This is a genomic window from Mesorhizobium silamurunense, assembly GCF_014843825.1.
GTDB lineage: Bacteria > Pseudomonadota > Alphaproteobacteria > Rhizobiales > Rhizobiaceae > Mesorhizobium > Mesorhizobium silamurunense.
Genome location: NZ_JHQR01000302.1, coordinates 1 through 4,135, shown reverse-complemented (window position 1 = coordinate 4,135; position 4,135 = coordinate 1). Strand labels below are relative to the sequence as shown.

Genomic DNA, 4,135 nt, shown 5'->3' with positions numbered 1-4,135 from the left:
CCTGGCGGCAGTTTCAGCGGCGGCGGCAGGATGATGCCGAGCGCGGCAAGCTTTTCCTCGGCACCCATGGCATGGCCTCCCTCGGAGCCTCGTCGCACAGCCATAGCAGCGCCCTGGCCGCGACTGTGCCGAGCTTTCCGGTTCGCTGTCCTTTCGTCAAGACGGCAAGAATTGGCCGGTCTGAGGATTGGCATGGCCCGCGCGGACCGCGCCGCTTGGCGATCCGCGCGGGCGGGCGCCGGCCCCCGCCGGCGGCGCCAAGCCCCCAAACCCTCAGGCTGGCCGGGTGGCTGTTGGTTCGGCCTTTGCCCGGCCGTTTCTGCTTCCTCGCCCACCAGGACAGAACGTCGCGAAGGTGGCTTAAATCGCGCTAGAAATGGATCCATAGCGCCGGCGGATATGCTTGGCTTGGCGGCGCGGTTGTCGCGGTGCCAGCGGGCGCTATGCCACCGGTGGACGTCTGGTCCAGCGGCGGCCGGGTTTTCTCGGTCTGGGTCTTTGTCTCGGTCACCAGAGTTTTCGTTTTGGCTTCGGCGGCTTGTGATAGCGCAAGTGCCACAACAAGCGCGGATAGAACGACTTTCATGACAACTCCCCTGCACCCACCCCGGCGGCGACCCTAGCGCCGGCTGCCCGGCCGCAAAGGCAGCGCGTGCGGAACGCTGTGGAATTCTCTGGATTTCCTGGAATATTAGGCCATGGAAAATCGGCATGGCCGGGAATGGAGACTGTTTCCCGGCGTGCTAAACCGAATGGTTAGAGCAGCTCGGCGATTCCCTGCCAAACGCCGAAATGCTCTGGCGGCGAAAAGCATCGAGGGGCTTGTTGCATGGCGCAGCACATCGCGCAAAAACTAAGACTGACGTCGGCCTTGCTGGGAACCGTGACCCGCAAGGACCTGGCGGCGGCGTTCCGCGCCGTCAACCCGAAGACGGCGTTTGATCTCGGTCGCGCCGACAAATGGCTGCAGGGCCGCGCACGACCGCGCCAGATGAGCGTCTATGACGACTGGGCGAAGCTACTCGAGCTGGAACAGCCCAGCGCCTGGATCGCCGAGAGCGACCTGGCAAGCTTCACCGCCGCGATCGCGGCGCGGCCCGCCACGGCATCGACAGCGCCGAGCTGGAGCGCCGCGCCGGCGTGCAGTTCGAGGCCTCCGCGCATGACGAACGCGGCCTCGGCTCCGGGCTTGCCGGGACCTATGCCTGCTATTCGCGCGCCTGGTCGCCCTATTATCGCGGCCAGCTCATCAAGGGCCGCCTGTCGATCGAGGCCGGGCCCGGCGCGCATGGGCTTGCCGCCACCTATCGCGAGACCTTGCCGACCGGGCAGTTGCTGCTCGGCGGCCCGGTCAACCCGGCAAAGCGCGGCCTCTACGTGCATCTGAAGGAGGCGGGCGGCGACGCCCAGTTCTTCCTCTGCCTGTTCCCGCAGACGCAGCCGGTCAGTGTACTCGGCGGCTATATGTGCGGCGCCGCCATCATCGGGCCCGAGGCTCAACCGTCGATCACCAGGATCCTTCTGGTGCGTCTGCGCGATGCAGCATTCGGCGCCGAGACATGGGGCGGATACCTGCCGGCCGGCGGCTCGATCGCCGGCGACCTGACGAGCCTCGGCATCGCCGTGGAACACCCGGAAACGATCGACCGGCAACTCGAGCAGTTCCTTGGCGCCGACAGCGGCGGCGCCAACCAGATCCCGCCGGCCGATTTCCGCGCCATCCTCAATGTGTTCGACCGCCATTGGCTGCAGCACGCGGGCTAACCTCGGCGTCAAGAAGAGAGCGCCGGGAGAGGGCGCCGGCTGTTGCCTGCGTACCACAGTTGACGCGCTTTCGGTTGCGGCAGGCGCTCGTTGCATGCAGATCACGAAAACGTTTTTTGACAAGACGGCGTCCCCCTTGCCTCGTGAGGCGGCAACATTGGATAGGGGCGCATCCATGAAAAAAGTTTACGAGAAGCCGACGCTGTCGAAGCGCGGGAAGCTGTCCGGCGTCGTCGCGGTCGCGCTCTCGCGGACCTGAGCGGTATTCCGGTTCCGCCGCCGCGCGGAACGCGTCGCATGCGGCGTCGTCGCTATCGTGGTGTCCAGACCAAAGTAATCGCGTATCGCTGATCCGGCGGCCAGCCGGCGATTTCGCCAGGCCTTGCCGCATGGTTGCGCTCGTCGAATCTTGACAGGCTCGGCATGGCGCGTTCACCTGTGCCGATCGTTGACCCGCGCAGGAACGGACGATGAAGAAGACTTACGAAAAGCCCAGGCTGCAAAAGCGCGACAGGCTTTCGGCCGCGACCGCCGCCACCCCGTCGTCCGGCTTCACGTTCTGAGGCCGTCGGGCGGTCCAAACTTGACAATCGCTCCCCGCGGCGCTCATTTTGCCCGGATCGTCTTCAGGGGGAATCTCGATGAAGAAGGTCTACAGCAAGCCGACGCTCGAAAAGCGCGGGAAGCTTTCGGCTGTAACGGCCGGCAACGGCTCGTCCATCGCGGTCTAGCGGCAGGCACAGCGTCAGAGCCTTGCGACGCTCCTGGCCAGGAGCGGGCGGTACACCGTGCAGGTGCCCGCCCGTCCGGCGCCGCCGCCAAGCTGCTGAAACCCCGTCCGTCCCCAACAGCAACGGTCATGGCGTGACCAGTGATCGCGAATTGCCATTGGCGGGCCTTGCTGTCAACGCCGGCCGGAGCGCCCCGCGGAGGGCGCTTTTTTTGTTGTGCAGGGGCCGAAATCGGCCTGCTGCGATCACGCCATTGCCTTTGGCGGAAGCTCGAAAATGGCGGATTTCCGGGCTTTTCGACCGTTGCGGAAGCCGGCGCCGGGCTATATGCCTATCCGCTTGAATAAGCTTGTTTTTCGCCGGCTGAGGCGTTTTGAGGTTCCCCTTTTACCCCTGACTTTTTTTGGGCGCATTTCTGCATTGCAGCATTGGCGGCTGCGCGAGGCGCCGCGGGCGGTTTCGCCAATCACTGGTGTCAGAGCGTCAGCCCCTCTGTGAACCGCTTCATGATGCCATCATGCAAGCATGCTATGATGCGCCATGCGAGCGGGGGAGGGTGCGATGGGCGATCGGTTGCTCGAAGTGCTTGCCAGGCGCAAGTCCTGGATAGATAGGGTGGCGCTTGGGCTGCTCATCTTTCTCGCAACGCTGATTGCCGGTCTTATGGGCGGCGCAGGCGCGCAGGAGGTGGAGACGGTGCGCGTCGCCACCTTCAACGCCTATCTGCTCTCGCCGATCTTCAAATGCGCCAACCCGAACGTCGGCTGAACTACGAGCTCAGAATGCGCAAGAACGAGCCGGTGACGGTAGGGCCATGAGTTATCGGCACTTTTGGTTCCTCGCCCCGCAAGCGGGGGATAGGTGTCCGCCAAGCGGACGGAGAGGGGCCTTCGTAGGGCGTTCCCCCGCTTCGTCTCGGCTTCGCCGATCCACCTCTCTCCCACTTCATGGGGCGAGGAAACTTCAATTCGTTCCGCCCACTTGGTGGTGGCGCAGCGGTCGTTGTGCTGCGCGTCGATGGCGTGGGTGCATTCCCGGGAATGCGCCCAGCCGGTGTCGGCCATCACCTTGCTCACGGTCATCGCCTTGCCGCTCCCGGTGGTGAAGGAGGGTAAGGCGGACGGATTGTCGAGGGCGCTGCCGTCGTATCAAGGCTTGGGTTCCACGCCCCCGCCAAAGGCGCGGGAGAGGTGGCCGCGAAGCGGACCGAGAGGGGGTCTTCGTAGGGCGCTCCCCCTCTCCGTCTCGGCTTCGCCGAGCCACCTCTCCCAGAGGAATCCCTGATCCTGACGCGTCGCGATCCTTCGCACCCCCTTCTGGCCTGTCGCCCATCTCGCCGCAGGGAGGAGATCGGCAGATTCACCGCCCGCCGCACACGTCTCTTACCATCCCCCGCAGCCAGCGATGCGCGGGGTCGGCGTCGAGGCGCGGGTGCCATAGCAGCGAGATGGTGAGCTCGGCGAGCTTCACCGGCAGGGCGAAGGTGAACAGGCCTTGGCGCAGCTTGCCCGTATAGCGCTCGGGCACGGTGGCGATGAGGTCGGAGCCGCGCGCCAGCGCCAGCGCTTCCGAAAAGCCGCCGACCACGGTCGCGATTGTTCGCGCCAGCCCGGCGAGCCCCAGCGCGTCGTCCACCGGCC

At 65.5% G+C, this 4,135-nt stretch carries 7 protein-coding genes; 4 read left to right on the top strand and 3 right to left on the bottom strand.

All coding sequences use genetic code 11. From position 1 onward, the window contains the following. Positions 1 to 370: 370 nt before the first annotated feature. Both DH10_RS30225 and DH10_RS37345 read right to left on the bottom strand, forming a co-directional pair. Positions 371 to 586: a hypothetical protein gene (locus tag DH10_RS30225; protein WP_192256071.1), complete on the bottom strand. Its 216-nt coding sequence runs from the start codon at positions 584 to 586 to the stop codon at positions 371 to 373. Between the two features lie 413 nt (positions 587 to 999). Beyond that, positions 1,000 to 1,164, bottom strand: a complete 165-nt coding sequence (locus DH10_RS37345) for a hypothetical protein (RefSeq protein ID WP_246811667.1) — start codon at positions 1,162 to 1,164, stop codon at positions 1,000 to 1,002. Here DH10_RS37345 and DH10_RS30220 point away from each other — a divergent pair. From DH10_RS30220 to DH10_RS30205, 4 genes are all read left to right on the top strand, one after another. Then, positions 1,141 to 1,764, top strand: a complete 624-nt coding sequence (locus DH10_RS30220; protein ID WP_246811666.1) for a hypothetical protein — start codon at positions 1,141 to 1,143, stop codon at positions 1,762 to 1,764. The two genes, DH10_RS37345 and DH10_RS30220, sit on opposite strands and share 24 nt — an antisense overlap. A gap of 94 nt (positions 1,765 to 1,858) precedes the next feature. Next, positions 1,859 to 2,023 (top strand): hypothetical protein, encoded by a 165-nt coding sequence (locus DH10_RS30215; RefSeq protein WP_192256074.1) that lies wholly within the window; start codon positions 1,859 to 1,861, stop codon positions 2,021 to 2,023. 382 nt (positions 2,024 to 2,405) lie between these two features. After that, entirely contained in the window at positions 2,406 to 2,495 is a 90-nt protein-coding gene (locus DH10_RS30210) for a lasso RiPP family leader peptide-containing protein (RefSeq protein WP_192256084.1), read from the top strand. 561 nt (positions 2,496 to 3,056) lie between these two features. Then, the gene (locus DH10_RS30205) at positions 3,057 to 3,263 is read left to right on the top strand and encodes a hypothetical protein (RefSeq protein WP_192256086.1); all 207 of its coding nucleotides are present in this window, start codon (positions 3,057 to 3,059) and stop codon (positions 3,261 to 3,263) included. Between the two features lie 591 nt (positions 3,264 to 3,854). Here DH10_RS30205 and DH10_RS30200 read toward each other — a convergent pair. Next, positions 3,855 to 4,135 (bottom strand): LysR substrate-binding domain-containing protein (locus DH10_RS30200; RefSeq protein ID WP_343221643.1); only part of this gene is annotated, 281 nt, incomplete at its 5' end.

Bases quoted from the DNA above. Each gene is read 5' to 3' on its own strand.
- DH10_RS30225 (WP_192256071.1), bottom strand. From the start codon at position 586: ATGAAAGTCGTTCTATCCGCGCTTGTTGTGGCACTTGCGCTATCACAA.
- DH10_RS37345 (WP_246811667.1), bottom strand. From the start codon at position 1,164: ATGCGCGGAGGCCTCGAACTGCACGCCGGCGCGGCGCTCCAGCTCGGC.
- DH10_RS30215 (WP_192256074.1), top strand. From the start codon at position 1,859: ATGCAGATCACGAAAACGTTTTTTGACAAGACGGCGTCCCCCTTGCCT.
- DH10_RS30210 (WP_192256084.1), top strand. From the start codon at position 2,406: ATGAAGAAGGTCTACAGCAAGCCGACGCTCGAAAAGCGCGGGAAGCTT.
- DH10_RS30205 (WP_192256086.1), top strand. From the start codon at position 3,057: ATGGGCGATCGGTTGCTCGAAGTGCTTGCCAGGCGCAAGTCCTGGATA.